The 18,377-nt window shown below is 33.3% G+C and carries 17 protein-coding genes; 8 read left to right on the top strand and 9 right to left on the bottom strand.

All coding sequences use genetic code 11. The features are described 5' to 3' along the window. Window positions 1–21: 21 nt before the first annotated feature. From KORDIASMS9_RS22495 to KORDIASMS9_RS22475, 5 genes are all read right to left on the bottom strand, one after another. Window positions 22–684 carry a DUF1361 domain-containing protein gene (locus tag KORDIASMS9_RS22495; protein WP_162820125.1) on the bottom strand — a complete coding sequence of 221 codons (663 nt, stop codon included), beginning with the start codon at window positions 682–684 and terminating at the stop codon, window positions 22–24. A gap of 37 nt (window positions 685–721) precedes the next feature. Then, a complete protein-coding gene (locus KORDIASMS9_RS22490) occupies window positions 722–1,033 on the bottom strand; it encodes a hypothetical protein (protein WP_162820124.1) in 312 nt (103 codons plus the stop codon). Between the two features lie 302 nt (window positions 1,034–1,335). Next, window positions 1,336–2,718: a cell envelope integrity protein CreD gene (gene creD / locus KORDIASMS9_RS22485; RefSeq protein ID WP_114905008.1), complete on the bottom strand. Its 1,383-nt coding sequence runs from the start codon at window positions 2,716–2,718 to the stop codon at window positions 1,336–1,338. 122 nt (window positions 2,719–2,840) lie between these two features. Further along, a complete protein-coding gene (locus tag KORDIASMS9_RS22480; protein WP_114905007.1) occupies window positions 2,841–3,137 on the bottom strand; it encodes a transcriptional regulator in 297 nt (98 codons plus the stop codon). A gap of 2 nt (window positions 3,138–3,139) precedes the next feature. Continuing rightward, entirely contained in the window at window positions 3,140–3,778 is a 639-nt protein-coding gene (locus KORDIASMS9_RS22475) for a hypothetical protein (RefSeq protein WP_114905006.1), read from the bottom strand. A gap of 249 nt (window positions 3,779–4,027) precedes the next feature. Here KORDIASMS9_RS22475 and KORDIASMS9_RS22470 point away from each other — a divergent pair, with 249 nt between their 5' ends. The 7 genes from KORDIASMS9_RS22470 (at window position 4,028) to KORDIASMS9_RS22440 (ending at window position 11,835) form a co-directional block, all read left to right on the top strand. Next, a complete protein-coding gene (locus tag KORDIASMS9_RS22470; RefSeq protein WP_114905005.1) occupies window positions 4,028–5,323 on the top strand; it encodes an ATP-binding protein in 1,296 nt (431 codons plus the stop codon). 27 nt (window positions 5,324–5,350) lie between these two features. Beyond that, window positions 5,351–6,634, top strand: coding sequence for an ATP-binding protein (locus tag KORDIASMS9_RS22465; protein WP_114905004.1), 1,284 nt, complete (start codon window positions 5,351–5,353; stop codon window positions 6,632–6,634). Window positions 6,635–7,020: 386 nt separating this feature from the next. Beyond that, complete coding sequence (locus tag KORDIASMS9_RS22460) at window positions 7,021–8,607, top strand: helix-turn-helix domain-containing protein (RefSeq protein WP_162820123.1); 1,587 nt, start codon at window positions 7,021–7,023, stop codon at window positions 8,605–8,607. A 109-nt stretch (window positions 8,608–8,716) separates the two neighbouring features. Beyond that, a complete protein-coding gene (locus KORDIASMS9_RS22455; protein ID WP_114905002.1) occupies window positions 8,717–8,911 on the top strand; it encodes a hypothetical protein in 195 nt (64 codons plus the stop codon). Between the two features lie 432 nt (window positions 8,912–9,343). Further along, complete coding sequence (locus KORDIASMS9_RS22450) at window positions 9,344–10,984, top strand: helix-turn-helix domain-containing protein (RefSeq protein WP_162820122.1); 1,641 nt, start codon at window positions 9,344–9,346, stop codon at window positions 10,982–10,984. Between the two features lie 101 nt (window positions 10,985–11,085). Beyond that, window positions 11,086–11,382 carry a hypothetical protein gene (locus KORDIASMS9_RS22445; RefSeq protein WP_162820121.1) on the top strand — a complete coding sequence of 99 codons (297 nt, stop codon included), beginning with the start codon at window positions 11,086–11,088 and terminating at the stop codon, window positions 11,380–11,382. Between the two features lie 84 nt (window positions 11,383–11,466). Next, complete coding sequence (locus tag KORDIASMS9_RS22440) at window positions 11,467–11,835, top strand: DUF1801 domain-containing protein (protein ID WP_240321106.1); 369 nt, start codon at window positions 11,467–11,469, stop codon at window positions 11,833–11,835. A 55-nt stretch (window positions 11,836–11,890) separates the two neighbouring features. On the opposite strand, the gene kdsA is transcribed toward KORDIASMS9_RS22440, so the two are convergent. Genes kdsA through KORDIASMS9_RS22420 form a run of 4 tightly spaced genes read right to left on the bottom strand, consistent with a single transcriptional unit; the run spans window position 11,891 to window position 16,250 of the window. Further along, the gene (gene kdsA, locus KORDIASMS9_RS22435; RefSeq protein ID WP_114904999.1) at window positions 11,891–12,709 is read right to left on the bottom strand and encodes a 3-deoxy-8-phosphooctulonate synthase; all 819 of its coding nucleotides are present in this window, start codon (window positions 12,707–12,709) and stop codon (window positions 11,891–11,893) included. Between the two features lie 28 nt (window positions 12,710–12,737). Continuing rightward, complete coding sequence (locus KORDIASMS9_RS22430; RefSeq protein WP_162820120.1) at window positions 12,738–13,919, bottom strand: hypothetical protein; 1,182 nt, start codon at window positions 13,917–13,919, stop codon at window positions 12,738–12,740. An 8-nt stretch (window positions 13,920–13,927) separates the two neighbouring features. Next, window positions 13,928–14,560, bottom strand: coding sequence for an ATP-binding cassette domain-containing protein (locus KORDIASMS9_RS22425; RefSeq protein ID WP_114904997.1), 633 nt, complete (start codon window positions 14,558–14,560; stop codon window positions 13,928–13,930). Between the two features lie 28 nt (window positions 14,561–14,588). Beyond that, window positions 14,589–16,250: a DUF4836 family protein gene (locus tag KORDIASMS9_RS22420; protein WP_114904996.1), complete on the bottom strand. Its 1,662-nt coding sequence runs from the start codon at window positions 16,248–16,250 to the stop codon at window positions 14,589–14,591. Between the two features lie 322 nt (window positions 16,251–16,572). Here KORDIASMS9_RS22420 and typA point away from each other — a divergent pair, with 322 nt between their 5' ends. Beyond that, on the top strand, window positions 16,573–18,372 hold the full coding sequence (gene typA / locus KORDIASMS9_RS22415) for a translational GTPase TypA (protein ID WP_114904995.1): 1,800 nt from the start codon (window positions 16,573–16,575) through the stop codon (window positions 18,370–18,372). Window positions 18,373–18,377 lie beyond the last annotated feature (5 nt).

The following is an 18,377-nucleotide window of genomic DNA, read 5'->3' as shown; positions in this document are numbered from 1 at the left end:
GCTGAAATTTTGAAAATATTTTTAAATAGTTGTTGCTTTTTTTATGGGAATAAACGTTTGTACGCCTAACAATAACACCCAAAGAAAACTACCAAAACCGAGTGTAATTCCCCAAGTTTTCATTCGGTATGCAGGGTACAAAATGCTTCGAAAACAATCTTGAGCCAACAGCATTGGATCGCTAAACAATTCCCAAGAATTCCATCGTAAAAATCTTCCCAAATACATTCCAAATCCACATAAAAAAACAACACAAAAAAGGATGCGTTTTGCCGTTTTAACATTCCATCGTTCCATTAAAACTTGAAAAACATGTTGCAAAGAGAAAATTCCCAAAAGCAATCCGTTCAACGCGAAGGCAAATAGGAGCAAAGCATCAAACCAAATAACGGACGATTTTGCGTATCGCAAGTGCATCAAATCGGTAATCAAATATGGTGCATTAGGCAAAAATAACAGCCAGATTCCCAAAAATATGCACAACGGAAATGTGTGTTTGCGTATCCAACGGGTGTGCAATAACCAAGAAGAAATAGCGTATGGAATGATTGCCAAAAATAAATTCCACACTAAGAACACATAGAACATACTTCCTTTTATCAATATTCGAGCAAGTAATAAAGCAATACAGAATGTGCTAAAAATGGCTAAAAAACGATGTGTTTTTGAAATGTTTAGATGCATACGAAAATGATGTGTTTTAAAAATAGTTGTTATAGAATTATGGAAGATGATACGAAACAATGACGCCAATATAGCAGAGACCAATGGGAACATTGATGATCATTAAAATTAAAGATTTCAAAATCTTTTTGCGTTGAATTTTGCTATGCATAAGTGCGATAAAAAGTGTGAAAAATAGAATGCAATTGATCAATACAGCAAGCAACGCATAATAGATTCCTACTTGTAAAATTGCCATTGAACCTGCATGATAGAAATACGCAATGAGTAAAAAAGTGCCGCCTAAAAAACTGAGAATCGCCATAATTTTAGCAGTTTTCAATAATTGATATACAAAAGAAATATTCATAGGTGTGAATTTGAACTTTAACTTGAATTTGATTATGAAAACGAAACCTGAACTTTTCAGTCCTCCAACTCCAAAAAAATCAGGAATCGTTTTCTCACCAAACTAACTAGGTTTTATTTGAAGTTTATGTTTTGTCAGTTGTCAGTTGTAGACAACGTTTTGTGATAGTAACCAACAATCTTATTGCTGAGGACAAATGGAATTAGGAAGTTTGTTAAACACTTGAACAACAAGATTGAAGTTTAAAATGTTTATGTTTTGATACGAAATGTATAAATAGAACTTAACCCAAAACCCAAAACCTACACAACCACAGCCTTTTCCATATCAAATTGCCAATCGATTTTTCTAGAAACATACATGACAACTCCCAAAATGAGGAACAAACCAATGCTTCCTACCAACAAAGCATAATCTTCCAATTGAATAATCACATAAATAAAGCTGTACAAAGCAGTAAGCGATGCACCAATAAAGATGGGAAATTTGAAGTTTTTTAAGATGGATTTAGAATACAGCGTAATCATAACGATGACGGCAATTCCTGCAATTAAATAGGCTTTTAAGAAACTACTATGTTCTGAAATGGAAATCAGCAACGTGTAAAACATAACGAGCGCAATTCCGATCATTAAATATTGAAATGGATGAATAGAAATTTTACTCAACGTTTGAATGAGGAAAAAGATCAAAAATGTCAATCCGATGACTAAAAAACCATATTTGGCGGCACGTTCACTTTGTTGATATTCGTCTACGGGAATGATAAAATCGGTGCCAAAAGCATAATTCAGTAAGTTGGGCAAGACTACAAAATATTGCTGCGAAAACGAACGATTGGTGTGCAATAGTTTCCAATTGGCTTCAAAACCACCATCATCAAGTGTGCGTTTGCTTTGCGTGATAAAACTTCCTGTATGTTTCGGATGCTGCCAATCGGAAGTCATTTGTACATTGGTTACCTTTCCAATCGGAATAAAACGAATGCTTCTGCTACCATTATAGGAAAGCTTAAAATTGAAACTACGTGAAGCTTCCGAAGGCAAATCGTCCAAAGCGATATAAGAACTTTCAAGTGAATTTAGATTTGTTTTGGTATTTGGCAACGTTTCAAAATTATAGGTATTTCCGTTCAAATTAAGTTTTACTTCACTTTTCAATCCTTTTAAATTTGTCGTTTTAATAACAAGTGTTGCTTTGTTCCACACAATATCTTCTTTCGCCACTGCTTTCATAGAAAAATCAGGAATATCAAAGCTACCCGAAGTATTCATAGCTGCGGTAAACACGGTGGTATCAAAGTTATTTCGCTTCTTAGGAATGGTTTGTACATCCGTGTTAATGTCTAACGTTTTTGGAAAAAAATAGGCGTGTTGGATGATCGTTTTTCGATACTTTTCCGTTTGCTGCGTGATTTCGTTGAATTTTACAGATTCTTCATACGTTTTATACGGAACTTTCAAAATGGGACCGTACAAAAGGACTTCATTTCCCCATTTAGCATTCAATTCATTGACTACGCTTTGCTGTCGGATTTTGCGTTCTTGGATCAAATCTTGAATCAGTGTCAGCGGAATCATGAGTAATAACGTCAATGCGCTCATCAATATGAGTCTCGCAGTAATGGAGGTTTTAAACCAAATCCATACGTTTTTTTGTTTTGTGTCTGTTTGATGTATGTTCATTTAAATAGATTTAAAAGTACTTTGAAATTCAAAGTAAATAGATAAAAAAATAGTTTTAAGTATTAGGAGTGAAGCCTAATGTAATTTTTTGAAATGTGTATATGTTGTTTCATATCTTATAATTATTCGCTTTTGCGGATGAGTTGTTCCAAAGCTTCAATATGTTTCTTAAATTCAATTTTTCCTAACTTTGTGGCGCTATATCGTGTATTTGGCTTTCGCCCGATAAATTGTTTTTCCACCTTAATATATTCCACTTTTTCCAATGCTTTTGCATGACTTGCCAAGTTTCCGTCTGTGATAGAAAGCAATTCTTTCAGCATTTTAAAATCGGCGTATTCGTTCACCATTAAAATGGACATAATGCCCAAACGAATTCGGTGATCAAATGCTTTATTTATGTTGTTTATAATACTCACAATTATGTTGCTGTTCGTTCAATTAGAATATACATTAATCCGCCATAAATGATGTGAAAAATGCCAAAACCAATTGCCCAAAAATACAAACCATATCCGACATATTGTGTAGCAATGAGTCCTAAAATGATCGTTGCATATCCTAAATACTTTATATGTCCAAGTGTATATTTACTAGCATTGACACAAGCCAATCCGTAAAAAATAAGTGTTGCTGGAGCTACAAGATACACAATGCCTTCTTGCAATAACACCAATGCGAAAAGTCCGCCAGTAACCAATGGAATCAAAAAGTTAATCAAAAGTTTTAAAGCTGTTTTATCAAAAATTTTCTCACCGTTTTTCCGTGCTTTTCGTTGCGTTAAGAAAATTCCCGTGACAACGGCTAAAAACAATACAATGGCAGCAATTGTCATTAACTTGAAGGTAATTCCATTTGCAAATACCGACATTTCTTCATATTTAGAAACGCTTTTAATTTCGTAGGCGCTTCTTAATTGTACGCGTGCAAACCAAGCACCAATCAACGCATAGATTCCTGCCATGATGCCTGAAAGTCCACTCAATGAAATAAACCGAGAAGATTTATTCATAAGCTGCTTAATTTCTTTAATGTCTTCTAGATAGTCTGATGATGTCATATTAAAAGTACTTTGAAATACAAAGTAAAATAAAAATTGTGGAATGTACAAGTGAAAAATAGCTTTCTTTCGTTTTTTTAGTGAAATGTGTTTCTATTTTTTATTTGCAACTTAGTTGAAACCTTCATTTTTCTTAATAATATAGTTGGTTTTTCTTTAAAAAAATGACATTCCAATATATTTTGTGTGGAAGTATCATTATTTAAAATCATTTGCATAACTTTAAAAACTTAACCTAAATTTAATTAGTTGACAAAAGTTTTAAAATATCTCAAAGATATTGGGCGACTTGAACGTTTTGAAATAACAAACAGTAGTAATACCTTTCTACTTGCTGGGCCAAGCACTTACATGTATGTATTGCTGATGCTGTATTACAATCCCGATCTTATAATTCCGTATCGTGGAGAAATTGTATTTTCTGTATGGTTTGTGTTGGTGGGAATTATTCCGTATTTCAAAAACAAATTCCTAGATGAAGCATACGGCTGGATTACGTTTGTAAGTCTGATGATTTTTCAATATTATCTTACGTATACAACTGCGTTGAACAACTTTTCACTGGATTATCTGCTAGTGACCTATGTATTTATTTTTGGAGCTGTTTTATTGTTGAGCAATCGTTTGTTGGTCATTATTTTTAGTGCTTCTCAGTTGGTGCATTTGTCATATCGAGTGTATTATTCAGATTTAGATGCTGTTTCTGAAAGTGCTATTTTGATTTCTATGAGTACCATTTTTATCTTTTCTTTTTTGGTGATGAACGGACTGATTCGTTACCGGAAAAAGCTAGAAGCGATCAATGTCGAATTGGAAGCACGTATTGAACAACGTACAGAAGATTTGGAAAATAGAGCGAAAGAATTACTCCGGAAAAATAAGGATTTGGAAGAGTTTGCCTATGTTGTTTCACACGATTTAAAACGTCCGTTGCGAAATATTTATACCTTAACCGATTGGCTTACCGATGATACCGAATATCAATTCAACCAAGAAACCAATCAAAGCTTACGATTGATCAAAGAGCAAGTCACACAAATGGATTTGTTGGTTGAAGGAATTTTGAATTATTCCTTGCAGATGGACAAGGAACGCAACGTAAGTACTGTAAATGCGCAATCATTAGTCAACAGAATTATCACGGTAAATGCTAGCGAAAACGTAGAGATTCTTGTAAAAAATAAATTACCAAAAATTACGTTTAACGAATCGCAATTGCTACAGGTTTTTCAGAATTTGATTCAAAATGCCATCAAACACAATGACAAAGATTTGGTGGAAATTCATATCAACTACCAACAAACAGCCGCGGGACATCAATTTACCATACAAGATAATGGTCCTGGAATTGCTGAAAAGTATCACAAGAAAATCTTTGAGTTGTTTCAAAAATTAGAAGTCAAATCGGAAGTAGATTCTATCGGAATTGGCTTGGCTTTGGTTAAAAAAATTATTGAACGCAATGGCGGCACAATTACGGTTCAAAGTGAATTAGGCAAAGGAACCGCGTTTATTTTTACCATCCCATCACAAATCACCTCATGATTTTTTATAAGTAGTGTACCATTTACCATGATAAAAAACGTATTCAAAAATTTAGGCGCTTTAGAGCCGTTTGAAATCAGAAATAGCAGTATTACGCTATGTTTGGGTGCGCCAAGTACGTATGCTTATTTGGAATTGATGAAATATTACAATCCAGAAATTGTACTACCTTTTTATGGAAATATATTTTTTGCACTGCTTTTTTTATTGGTTGGTGTTTCCGTAAACTTAAAATCAAAATTTATCTTACAACATTATGGTTGGTTTGTATTTTGGTCAACGATGGCGTTTCAACATTACCTCACGTATACTGCGTATTTAAATGACTTTTCGCTAGATATTTTATTGGTTACCTATGTTTTTATCTTTGGTTCCGTGTTGTTGTTAAGTAATCGAATTTTAGTGTTGGTGTATAGTACCACAGAAACAATTCATTTGGCGTATGCGGTATTTATTTCAGATTTAGATGTGGTTTCCGAAAGTGCTATTTTACTGTCTACAATGGCAATTTTTGTCTGTTCTTTTTGGATGATGAATGGATTTATCCGCTACCGTAAAAAGATGGAAGTGATGAATTTATCCCTAGAAGATACCGTAAAAAAACGTACGTTAGATTTGGAAATTCGTGCGAAAGAATTGTTAGATAAAAATAAAGATTTGGAAGAGTTTGCCTATGTGGTTTCTCATGATTTAAAACGTCCATTGCGCAATATTTATACTTTGACCGATTGGCTTTCAGAAGATGATGACGAACAACTCAATGCTACAGCCATGAAGAGTTTGCAACAAATAAAAACGCAAGTTACGCAAATGGATTTGCTCGTAGAAGGTATTTTAAACTATTCGCTTCAAGCAGATAATGAGCAAGCGATGAAAGAGGTAAATTTACACACATTGGTGAAGCGTATTATAAATAATATATCTTCTGAGAACATCTCCATTACCATGGAAAAAAAGCTACCTAGAATTGTGTGTAACGAGTCGCAAATGCAGCAAGTATTTTGGAATTTGCTTCAAAATGCCATCAAACATAATGACAAGGAGAAGATTGAAATTTCCATCAATTATGAAGTGAATAAAGTGCGCCATAAGTTTTTTATTAAAGACAATGGTCCGGGAATTGGAGAAAAGTATCACACAAAAATCTTTGAGTTGTTTCAAAAACTACGATCCGACATGGATGGTGAAGCCATTGGAATTGGGTTAGCACTCGTTAAAAAAATTGTTGAACGCAACGAAGGTAAAATTTATGTAAAAAGCGCTGAAGGAAATGGTGCGACCTTTATTTTCAGTCTTCCCAAAAATAACTAGTTTCGAACCTAAATCATGGCAATAAGTAGCTGAAAAGCAGTTTTTAAGGTAAAAATGTGTCTTTTTAAGGATGTTTTATGATTTTTTTTGTTCTACATTTATAGAGCAAAACGTCAATTAATGCAATTAATTTTTTTATTTTTGAGTATTCCCAATAATTACAATCAGAATAAAATATGCTATTAAAATTTAGTTTTAACTACTGGAGCATGCGTATATTGTGTGTATTCATTTGTTTTTTTACTTCTTTGGTGTTTTCTCAAAACACAGATTCTGAGCAGTTAGACAACAACGTATTTGAGCAATCATTACAAAATAAATCTTTTCATCAACTCATAAAGCTTTATTGCCAAGTACGGGATTCAGATTCTCTTCAAACAGAAAAAGTGGTAACTCATATAAAGGGTTATTTAAATTCTAGTAACTTAAAAGAAGCTGCTGGCGCGTATATTACCATTCCAAATTGGGAAAATAAAAAAGGAAATTATGAAGAAGCCATTGCGCTGGTAAAGAAAGGAATAACCCTAGCCAAAGAAATCCAAAATGATAGTATTTTATACTTAGGATATTTGCGTGAAGGAGTTTTTTATTATGAACATGCAGAGAATACACTGGCATTAGAAGCATATTACAAAGCTTATGAAATTGCAAAAGCAAAGAAAAATGCTAAAAGAATCGTTTATACATCGACCAACATAGCGTTAGTCAAAATACAGGCCTACGATACAGATGGAGCCATTGAACTGTTGTTAGAAAGTTTAGAAAAAATAACAAAAGATCCAACATTAACCAACAGTATAAATAAACTCAATCTTTATGTAAACTTATGTGTAGCTTATATACATAAAGAGGACTACAAAACCGCTACTGTATATTGCAATGAAGGAATTTTACAAAATAAAACGATCAATGACCCAATTTCGCAGGCACATTTATTATCAGCTTTTGCAGAAATAGCCAGATATAATAAAGAATTTGAAAAGAGTTATCAATTATTAGATGAAGCGGAAAAAGTGATTGTAAATGTGAACGGAAAAGAAAGTATGGAAGCATTTCTAAAACTATATAGGGCGAAGTCGTATTATGATGAAAAAAAGTTTCAAAAAGTAGTGGACGAACTTCTTGAGCTGGAAAAAAACAAGGAACATTTTACATTACAAATTCTCAGTTTACAAGAAATGTACTATTACCTAGCGCAAGCATATACAGCGTTGAGAAATAGTGAAAATGCTATGAAATATTATCAAAAAGGACGGCAAATAGATGCAGAAAGTAATAAGAAAAGAATTGCACTAAATGCAAAGATCATAAATAAATTTGGTCATGAAGAATTAAAAAAAGAAATTGATGAGTTAGAAAAAACGTCAAAGCGCAATACGTCTCTGTACATTACGGGTATTACAGTATTAGTTTTCGTAATTATAGGATTGATATTTTACTACAAAAAGCAACAACAAAAAAACAAAAAACGCTTTAATGCGGTCATGCTTCAATTGGAAGAAAAGCGTCAGCAGGAAAAACTGCGAAAAGGACAGGTTGCAATGAACAAAAAAATAGTAGCTACACCTAAAAGAGTAGCAGAAAACACACAAAAACATAAAAAAGAAGCGGTAGCGATAGATGCAAAAACGGAAAAGATTTTAAAGAACTTGGAAGAGTTTGAAGAAAAAGAACTGTTTTTAAGTCAAGATAGTACTTTAGTAGAAGTGGCTAAAAAAATACAAACCAACACCACCTATTTATCTAAGGTTATCAATACACATAAAGAAAAATCATTTACAGCATACATTACGGATTTACGAGTAGAATATGCTATTGAAAGATTGTCGATTGATCGCAAATTTAGGTCATTTACCATTGGAGCTATTGCACAAGAAATTGGTTTTAAACGTTCTGAATCATTTTCGAAAGCCTTTAAATTAAAAACAGGGTTATATCCTTCATACTTTATTAAAGAGCTTGAAAAACAGTAAGTTGCGTTTTTAAATTGCCCGTTATTTATAAATAACGACTAGCAATTTTACAGCTCGTTTTTATTTTCGAGTATATTTGATGCAACATTAAACTATAAAATCAAACATTATGAAAAAAGAAAGAAAACTCAAATTAGAGATGAAAAAAGTAAGTGTATCTCATCTCAATAATGTACTTGGCGGAGATGATTTAATACCATCTGTTAACTTTTTATGTGTAGTTACTACAGAGCCTCAGACACTACCTGGAATAAGTTGTAAAACTGGATTAGGAAATAGTAATCAAAGCGAAAGAGATTGTTAATAACACACAACTGATCTTCGCTATTTAGCATCTATACATTCATGAAAACTCTCTAAAAAAAATTAGGGAGTTTTTTTATGTTTAAAAGCTTTCTACTCAGTGTAGAATTTGTTTCAAAAGGGGAAAGATCTCATTTTTGTTTGTGTCAAATAACTGTTGTTTTATAAAATTAGCATTTCAAATACTATTTTAATTATAAGAAAACCACTATTTTTGATCATCTACCTACCATAAATCATTTTAAAACCGAAACAACGCCCCCGCATGCTGTCCCAAAAACGTATTGCTTTTTTACTATTTATAATGGGTATGTGTCTTGGACACTATTCATTTTCTCAGACGACATTTCAAGATACCGTTCCACAATTTAATGCAGAAGTATTTAAAGATTCGTTGCGGAAGTTAGCGCCTAAAGAGTTTACGGGTGTATTCTTGCAAAAATATAAACAACATCCAAAAAAAGCATCTGTATGTCTTCGCTACATTAAAGATGAAATGCTTCAATCTGAAGATTTATTGACACAATTTTGGGGAAATTATGCACTGGCGCACTGGCATCACAATCAATTGAACTTTGAGAAATCACTATTATATGTTGACAAATTATACAAGATCGCAGTTGAATTAAAGGATAATGATCTGATTCTATCTTCCTTAATCAATAGAGGAAATTTTTATTTCAAGTTTGGAAATTATAAAGAATCAATGGAATTTAATCTAGAAGCACTAGAATTAGCAAAAGCAAGTAATAATGTAAAGCGAGAGTTGGCTATTTTATTGAATTTAGCATTGATAAAACTTGAAACGAATGATAATGTTGGTGCTATTGAACTACTTGATAAAATTCTAATTGTTATTAATGATGGCACAGTAGGAGAATTAATTAATTTGAAAATAAAAGTATATGTTGCTTTGATCAAAGGGTACATAAAGGTTGAAAATTATCCTAAAGCCAGAATATATTGTGAGAAGACAATCAAACTTAGTCGAGATAATAACTATAAAGAATATGAGTTTTATGGACTTTCTTTTTTAGGAACTATTGAGCGATTTTATGAAAATTATTCAAAAGCTCATGAACTTTTGGATGAATCTTTAATTATTGCACAAGAAATAAAAACAGTGACTACCGAAATTCCACTTATTTATTTTGAAAAAGGGAAAGTGTTTTACAAAGAAAAAAAGTTTCAAAAAGCTATACATATTTTGCTCAAAGCAGGTACTTTAATGCAACAAAATAAACTTGATTTTATAAAGTTGGAAGAAACGTATGCATTGTTGGCAAAATCATATAATGAAATAGGAAATACAAAAAATAGTATAAAATATTATGAAAAAGCGAATGAAGCCTATAAGAAAAATGATGAACGACAAGGTAGTATTAGTGTAGACATTATTAAAAAATATGACTTACAATCGTTAAAAGAAGAATTAAATAAAGCGGAACAGAAAACCGAAAAAACTAGAACCGTATTATATATAAGTGCCTTTTTGGGATTTTTTGTAGTAATTGGTTTGATATATTTTTATAAAAAGCGTGAAAAAGACAATCAACAAAAGTTTATAGCACTTTTACAAAGTTTAGAAGAAGAAAAACAAAAAAGTAAAGTAGGTGTACAAAAAGAAGTATTCAAAAAAGAAGCTCCCAAAGAAAGTATTTCTAAAAAGAAAATCTCGACAGAACTTGCTTCCAAAGAAGTAGAAATTATTGATGAAACCAAAATAAAACTACTCAAGAAATTACAAAGCTTTGAAGATAAAGAACAGTTTTTAAGTAAAAATAGTAGTTTGAATGAAGTGGCTAAAAAACTAAAGACGAACACTTCCTATTTGTCAAAATTAGTGAATGCACACAAAGGAAAATCGTTTACAGCCTATATTACCGATTTACGAGTGAACTATGCGATCAGAAGATTGAAGGAAGATAAGCGATTTAGATCGTATACCATTGATTCTATTGCTAGAGAAATAGGTTTTAATCGTTCTGAGTCCTTTTCAAGAGCTTTTAAAAATAAAACAGGTTTATATCCTTCATACTATATAAAAAACCTTGAAAATCAGAATATTACATAAATAAAATTATACTCGGGATTTATGAATTTCTAGATGCTTTTTTAACTAAAAATACATTTGTGGATTTATATTTGAGCATAACTTATGAAACCCTAATGATTATGAAGAAAAAACAAATTATCTCCAAACTGAAATTTCAAAAAACAACTGTTGTATCCTTTAATGCCATGAAAAACATCATCGGTAGATCGCTTGTAAATGTAGATACAGAACCAATTACTATAACCAGTATTGCTTGTCCAACTGAATTGGAGTGTCATACACAAGATAACAAACAAACTTGTTTATCTTGTACTAATACCGAATGTACGCGACCTACAACAACTGCTAATGGTAATACTGACTATTGCGGAACCGGTACGTTTCGAGATTGTTTAGATACAAGAGGCTGCTATTAACATTTGAAGAAAACGATGTTATAAAAAGAGAGTTTACAGTTTGTAGACTCTTTTTTTTGTAGAAAGAGTAAAATATGTTTTATCTTGAAGTCATTAAAAGTAAAAGTGAATCCCGCAGAAACCTACATAGTACAACAACCAGAACCATACAAATCTATCTTACTAGAATTGCAAGTATTAATTGAACATTTGTTGCCAACCGCAGAACTAAAATACAAATACAGGATTCCATTTTACTATTACAAAGGAAAACCATTTTGTTACTTAAATGCGAGCCATAAAAAGAAATTTGTAGATGTTGGTTTGGTAAAAGGCGGCGAACTTACCATGCATCCTTCACATTTGGTGACAAAAAACAGAAAGCAAATGGCATCACTTCGATATAAAGATGTGAAACACATCAACACTAAAATTTTCTTTGATATCATAAAAGAAGCTGCTAGTTTGTATTGAAGTTTCAACAAAAAAGAATCTAAAAAATCTAAAAACCTAAGCAAGTCTAAGAAGTCTACAAAGCCTGAATCGTTCTGCGAATCTTAACCAAATTGCTCAACAAATTTTCCAAATGATCTAAATGGAGCATGTTAGCACCATCACTTTTAGCGTTTGCAGGATCAAAATGAGTTTCAATAAACAAACCATCAACATTATTAACTACGCCAGCACGTGCAATGGTTTCAATCATTTCAGGACGTCCACCTGTCACACCACTGGACTGATTGGGTTGTTGTAACGAGTGTGTCACATCCAAAACAGTTGGCGCAAATTGTTTCATGGTCGGAATGCCACGAAAATCGACAATCATGTCTTGATAGCCAAACATCGTTCCGCGATCGGTAATCCAAGCGTTTTCATTTCCCGAATCGTGTACTTTCTTTACGGCGTGTTGCATACTTTCAGGACTCATAAACTGTCCTTTCTTCAAATTCACTACTTTTCCAGTTTTCGCTGCCGCCACCACCAAATCGGTTTGGCGCACCAAAAATGCAGGAATTTGCAACACATCTACATACTGTGCTGCTTTGGCAGCATCCGAAACTTCGTGAATGTCAGTAACTGTTGGCACATCAAAGGTTTCAGAAACCTTTTTAAGGATTTCTAAGGCATTTTCATCTCCAATACCAGTAAAACTATCAATACGACTGCGATTGGCTTTCTTAAAGCTTCCTTTAAACACATACGGAATCTCTAATTTGTCCGTAATTGCGACTACTTTTTCCGCAATGCGCAATGCCATATCTTCACTTTCAATAGCGCAGGGACCTGCTAATAAAAAGAAATTATTGGAAGTCGTATGTTTGATCTTTGGTATAGAACTAAGTTGCATATATTTGTAAATTTTGTGCAAAGATACACTAAATTTCAGTAGTAAGTAAGCTGGTATTGACCGCGGTCATTTGCTTGATTTTTTTGTTGGTGTGTTTGGTGTAATAAATTGCAAGCACAACAAATAAAACAATTGCAACAATGCACACATACACTAATGAAAACGCAGAAAACTCCACGTTTAAATTCTTTAAAAACGGTATGAAAGCAAACTTGCAAATCAACGTGAGTGCTACTGCAATACAAATAGAAATTGCTAAAATTTTGTACGATAATGTAAGATATACAGCTGCAATTTGTTTTTGAGAGAAGCCCAAAAAGTGCAATTGACAAATGGTTTGTTTGTTCTTTAAAATGAGTAAGTTGATATTGGTAATCACCAACGTAATAGATAAAAACGTGATCAAAATTCCAATCCCAAATACAATTGATAATACGAGTTGCAAAAAGTAACTAATGCGAGAACTTAATAACTCAGCTTTAAAATATTGGTATTTATTTTTTGCTAAAAATTCCAGCAATGTAGGATCAGAAGGATTAATTACTTCCAAAATTGCCCGCGAAATTTTAATTTCCTTGTCAGGACTCAACAATTGGTTGGTATGCTGTAAAAAAGTTTGCGGTACTATAATGGAATTTATCTTTTCAGAAGCCGCTAAAATATAGGCATTGTATTTTTTTCTACCAGCAGAACCTATCAAATCCAGTTCAATAGGAATTTGTTGAATCAACTTTTCATCAATTTGCGGCAATCCTGAGCTTGGCGCGAAACCGTAATTATACAAATCAATATAATTTTTTGGAATGATGATCGGAACTTCCCGCGAACTCGGAGACCATTTCCAATTCTCATCCTGAATATCAATAAAACTATTCGGAATTGCTTCCAAAAACATATCGGTCGTAATACCACTGATTCCTGCAAAAGAGACCGTTCCACGAACTCTGTACGTTCCGTTGGTAAAACCACCTACTTTTGTAATGAATTTTTGCTGTTTTAGAACCTCGATTTCTTCATCTGTAAATGCATTATCAATGCCCAAAGCTTTAGAGATAATTACATTTTGATTGCCCATTAAATCATTAGAAGAACTAAAAAGTGGTTGTGTATCCAAAAACAGTTGGAAAACCACGAGTAAAATTCCCAATCCAAGACTAGACGTCAACGCAAAAAACAGCAATTGCGAAAAGTGAATTTGTTTATGTAACAAGTTTTTAATCACAGGAGCAATGTTTTTGTGTAGTCAATATTGTATGAATTTCCTAAACTCGCAATGAGCAAAGTTGCCTTTCGTTGGGTAATTTCTTCAATGATTAATTTTGTAGCATTGTCAATTTGCGCATCGTCAATATGACTAAAAGGTTCATCGAGCAATAACAATTCAAACGGTTGGCAAAGTGCGCGCACAATGGCAACGCGTTGTTGTTGTCCGTACGACAAAGTTTCTGCTTTCTTATCGGCCAATTCATCTACGTGTAAACGTTTCATGTAGGCTAAAATTTCAGTTTCCGTTTTATGATTTGTCAATTGATTTTTCAGTTGCACATTTTCCATAGCCGTCAGTTCAGGAAACAAGCGCAATCCTTGAAACACGATGGAGACTTTTTCACGGCGTAACTGTGTCCATGTTGTTTCCGGAAAACTAGAAATATCCTCTTTATCAAAAAGAATACTTCCGGTAAACTTATTATTTAAACCGTATAAAAAATTAAAAAAAGAACTCTTTCCACTACCTGAAGCTGCTTTTACCAAGTACTTTCCGCCAGCTTCCAAATAAAAAACTTTACTCCAAACTTCGGAGGAAGCTGGAGTAAAGTAAGTTGGATGTATTGATTGTATATCTATAATCACGTTTGTAAATCTTGTAAGATTCTATTATTTAAAAACGTGCCATCATTTTCATAGATTGTTCTGTCATTGCATTGATATAGGCAATCATATTTTCTAGTGAATTTCCTTCGCCTTTCATGTACGTATACGCTTCCAGTCCATCAGCATTCATAATCATGTGACTATCTCCAAAATATTCTGACATCATTTTATACGTGTCATCAACTCCCATGTCGTTTCCATACATACTCGCATACGGATTCATACCAGTAATCATGTCAGAAAACATACTTGTTGCGCCAGAAGCAGAGTAGATGTACATAGAATTGTCTAATTTAGACTTGTGCTCAAATCCAGAAAGATTAGAAGCTAATTTTCCATTATTATATACTTCATCTGCTTTACTTTCATCATTGGTGATAAATAATGCATTGCCTTTTAACAATACAAAAGCATCGTCGGACATTTGATAATAATTTTTCCCTTTTGTTTGTGGTCTTGACATCATCATTGCCATTCCTACAAGCTCTTCAAATTTTTTCATATCTTTAATAGAAACTGCTGCATACATATATGGCATTTTCTTTTCAAAAACTTTAAACTCAGGGCCGTCGTCGTAGTTGTAAGTACGGATGCTATCTTTTACTGTTTTGCCTTCTGTAAGGGCAACCATCATTGTGCCTTCAAAAATACCAGCAATGTCAAGGACAGTCATTCCTGTCATACCTTCTAGTTGCTTATTAGCAGTTTCTAAAGACATTTTTAATTGCTTTCTGATCATTTCTGGTAAAACTTTATTGTCTTGTAAGCTTTCAACATGCTTGTACATCGCAGGAAGATCCATAGACATTTTCATCGCAACCGCAGGATTGTTAGGCATCATATTCAATAAATTTGCATCGTATCCAGTAGCCATCCACGAATCATATCCTATAAGCGACTTTAAATCGTCATTCAATAGTAATTTCATACTTGCATACAAACGATCTTCTTCAAAAGTCGTGTGATACACAAAGTTGTTATTTTTTAAATCAACTTTAAGTCCAGACATGCTAGATACCATTGGACTTGCCATATCTGCCACAGGTGTAGACGTAATGTGCATTCCCATATCTTGATCTGCATCAAAGAAACCTTTAAAATAATCGGTAGCAGTAATATTTTCAGAAGCTTCTAGGTTTGTCAAGTCAATCAACTCTTGACCTGCAAATCCGTTAGATGAAAAAACGACCAATGCTGTTTGTTCATTGTAACCAAATGCCATTTCTTTATTGGCATAAACGGTAAATGCGTCTCCTTTTCCAACATTTTCTTGTTTGTCAGAACTTGGTATTTTTTCAACTGCAGGCGCAATCATCTTTTCAAAAGCAGCTGCACTTTGGATAGGAATAATCAATCCTCCTGAACCCGACATGCGGTTCCCCATTTTCATGAAGCCTAAAATGAAGTCATTGCGGAACGTTGCTTCTAAGTTTTCTTTTGTTAAGTTCTCGTCCATGAACTTTTTAAAATCTTGAGGAGCATTTTCCTCCATCATTTTAACGATGCTTAAATTTTTAAAATCAACATCTTTACTCTTTTCTGACAATGAACCTAAGTTCATGTACATTACTCCAACAGCGTCTTTTGGAATATAAGCTGATTCAGTATTTTTGTTTCCACAACTTATAACCGTAAAGGCAATTGCGAACAGGAATAAAATTTTTTTCATATTGAATGAAGTCTTTAAAGTTTACTAATTTGTTATTAATTTGGTGGAGGAGTGCAAATTTAACAATATCTGCATTTTTAAAAATAAAAAACGATAAAAATATTGATAATTACGTTAGCTACCTTATTTAAGACGACATCTGCATGAAAATGTTACAACTTTACGCGTAAATTCTGAAAGAAACACTGTAAAAATAGGATAATTTGTAGCGTTTAAAAACTTCTTAAAATGTTTATTCATAGGAATTTAATCTAAAAACTCACTAAAATTCTTTTCTCTAGTAAATAAACCCTACATTTGCACGCTTAAAAATCAGCAGTACATGGCTTCAATAAAAAATATTGCAATAATTGCGCACGTTGACCACGGAAAAACAACCTTGGTAGATAAAATAATGTATCACTGTCAACTGTTTCGTGAAAATGAAAACACAGGGGATCTCATTCTTGACAACAACGATTTAGAACGTGAACGTGGAATTACCATTACTTCTAAAAATGTTTCTGTCAACTATAAAGGAACTAAAATCAATATCATTGATACGCCTGGTCACGCCGATTTTGGAGGAGAAGTAGAGCGTGTATTAAACATGGCAGATGGTGTATTACTATTAGTAGATGCCTTTGAAGGTCCAATGCCGCAAACACGATTTGTACTGCAAAAAGCTATTGATTTAGGATTAAAACCTTGTGTAGTTGTTAATAAAGTAGACAAGGAAAACTGTACGCCAGAAGAAGTGTATGAAAAAGTATTCGACTTAATGTTCGAATTAGGTGCGGAAGAATGGCAGTTAGATTTCCCAGTAGTATATGGTTCTGCAAAACAAAACTGGATGTCAGACGATTGGCAAAAACCAACCGATTCTATTGAGCCATTATTAGACATGGTTATGGAACACATTCCATCACCAGAATTTGAAGAAGGAAGTACGCAAATGTTAATTACGTCGTTAGATTATTCTTCTTTTACAGGACGAATCGCCATTGGACGTTTGCAACGTGGAACACTCAAAGAAGGCATGCAAGTATCCTTAGTAAAGCGTGATAAAAGTATTATAAAATCAAGAATCAAAGAATTATTTACATTTGAAGGTTTAGGTAGAAAGAAAACTCAGGAAGTTCAAGTTGGAGATATCTGTGCGATTGTCGGTTTGGAAGGTTTTGAAATTGGAGATACGATTGCCGATTTGGAAAATCCGGAAGGTTTAAAAACTATTGCGATTGATGAGCCAACAATGAGTATGTTGTTTACCATCAACGATTCTCCTTTCTTTGGAAAAGATGGAAAATTTGTAACCTCACGCCATATCAAAGATCGTTTAATGAAAGAGCTAGAAAAAAACTTAGCTTTACGTGTAAACGAAACCGATAGCGCAGATAAATTTATCGTATTTGGTAGAGGTGTATTACACTTATCAGTATTAATTGAAACGATGCGTAGAGAAGGATACGAATTGCAAATTGGACAACCACAAGTAATCATCAAAGAAATAAACGGTGTAAAATGTGAGCCAATTGAAGAATTAACCATCGACTTACCAGAACATGTATCTGGAAAGGCAATCGAAATGGTGACACTTCGTAAAGGGGAAATGCTCAGTATGGAAGCTAAAGGAGATCGTATGGTATGCGAATTCTTAATTCCGTCAAGAGGAATCATCGGATTGCGTAACCAATTATTAACAGCTACGGCTGGAGAAGCAATCATGGCACACAGATACAAAGAATACCAACCCTTACGTGGTGGAATTCCAGAACGTCAAAATGGTTCATTAGTATCTATGGAAAAAGGAACGGCGATTCCATATTCTATCGATAAATTACAAGACAGAGGAAAATTCTTTGTAGATCCAGGAGAAGAAATTTATGAAGGACAAGTAATTGGAGAAAACTCTCGTAGAGACGACATGACAGTAAATGTTACGAAAACGAAAAAGCTATCAAACGTTCGTTCATCAGGAGCCGATGACAAAGCAAAAATTGTTCCTGCCATCAAATTTTCACTAGAAGAAGCATTGGAATACATTCAAAAAGACGAATACGTGGAAGTAACGCCAAACTTCTTACGTTTACGAAAAGTATTCCTAACGGAAGTAGAAAGAAAGCGTAACAAAACAATCTAAAATAT

It is taken from the genome of Kordia sp. SMS9, assembly GCF_003352465.1.
Classification (GTDB): Bacteria; Bacteroidota; Bacteroidia; order Flavobacteriales; family Flavobacteriaceae; genus Kordia.
This window is presented reverse-complemented; position numbering and strand designations above follow the sequence as displayed.